The organism is Arthrobacter sp. JCM 19049 (assembly GCF_001310435.1).
This window is the reverse complement of sequence record NZ_BAXF01000626.1, coordinates 1-1,101: the sequence shown is the minus strand read 5'-3', so window position 1 is coordinate 1,101 and position 1,101 is coordinate 1. Positions and strand designations below refer to the sequence as shown.

The window sequence follows — 1,101 nt, the reverse complement described above, 5'->3', positions numbered from 1 at the left end:
CGTGGAAACCTGCGCCGCCTGCCGCGGCCACGGCACCACCATCCCGGACCCCTGCCTGGAGTGCAACGGGGACGGGCGGGTGCGCGAACGGGTCTCCAAGCAGCTGAACATCCCCGCCGGGGTGGCCAGCGGCACCCGCATCCAGCTGCGCGACCAGGGCGAGGCCGGCCCGGGCGGGGGACCGAACGGCGACCTGTTCGTGGAGATCGAGGTGCGCCGCCACAAGATCTTCGAACGGGCGAACAACGACCTGCACGCCAAGATGAGCATCCCGATGACCGCCGCCACCCTGGGCTGCGAGCTGAAGCTGGAGACCTTCGACGGCGAACAGTCGATCCAGGTGGAGCCCGGGGCCCAGGAGGGGCACACCGTGACCCTGCCGGGGTTGGGCGTGCCGCGGCTGCGCGGGGGCAAGCGCGGGGACATCATCGTGCACCTGAGCGTGGAAACCCCCACGAAGCTCGACGCCGCCCAGCGCGACCTGCTCGAGCAGCTGGCCAAGCTGCGCGGGGAGGAAATGGCGGCCGGACAGGTGGAGCACGCCGGGGGCATGTTCGCCCGGCTGCGCGACAAGTTGGGCCAGCGTTAGGCCATGAGCAACCACAGCTTCGTCATCGACCGGCAGCAGGCCGCCCAGGTCGCTGCCGGTGACCGGCTCTCCATCCAGGGCTCCGAGGCGCACCACGCGCTGAACGTGAAGCGGGTCAAGCCCGGTGAGCACCTGGACCTGCTCGATGGCCACGGCCGCCGGCTGGTGGTCGAGGTGCAGGATGGGGACAGGCAGGCGCTGCACGTCACCGTCCTGGAGGTCGTGGACGAAGCTCCGCCGGGCCACCCGGTCACTCTGATCCAGGCGCTGGCCAAGGGGGACCGGGACCTGCAGGCGGTGGAGGCCAGCGTGGAGCTGGGCGTCAGCGCGGTGCGTCCCTGGCAGGCCGAACGCTCCATCGTGCGCTGGAACGCCGCCAAGCGCAGAAGGCGCTGGAGAAGTGGCGCTCCCAGGTGCGCAGCGCCCAGAAGCAGTCCCGGCGCAGCTATGAGCCGGTGCTGCACCCGATGCTCACCACGCGGCAGCTGGCCGAGGAGGTCTCGGCCCGGACC

The 1,101-nt window shown here is 71.4% G+C and carries 2 protein-coding genes and 1 pseudogene; all 3 read left to right on the top strand.

The window, feature by feature from the left end; genetic code table 11:
* The coding region (locus tag JCM19049_RS15060) for a DnaJ C-terminal domain-containing protein (protein WP_279403334.1) at positions 1–589 on the top strand (589 nt) is incomplete at its 5' end.
* 3 nt (positions 590–592) lie between these two features.
* Positions 593–931, top strand: a pseudogene (locus JCM19049_RS15055) (16S rRNA (uracil(1498)-N(3))-methyltransferase); the annotation flags it as partial.
* 71 nt (positions 932–1,002) lie between these two features.
* A partial coding sequence (locus JCM19049_RS23685) for a hypothetical protein (RefSeq protein ID WP_374700330.1) occupies positions 1,003–1,101 on the top strand: 99 nt, incomplete at its 3' end.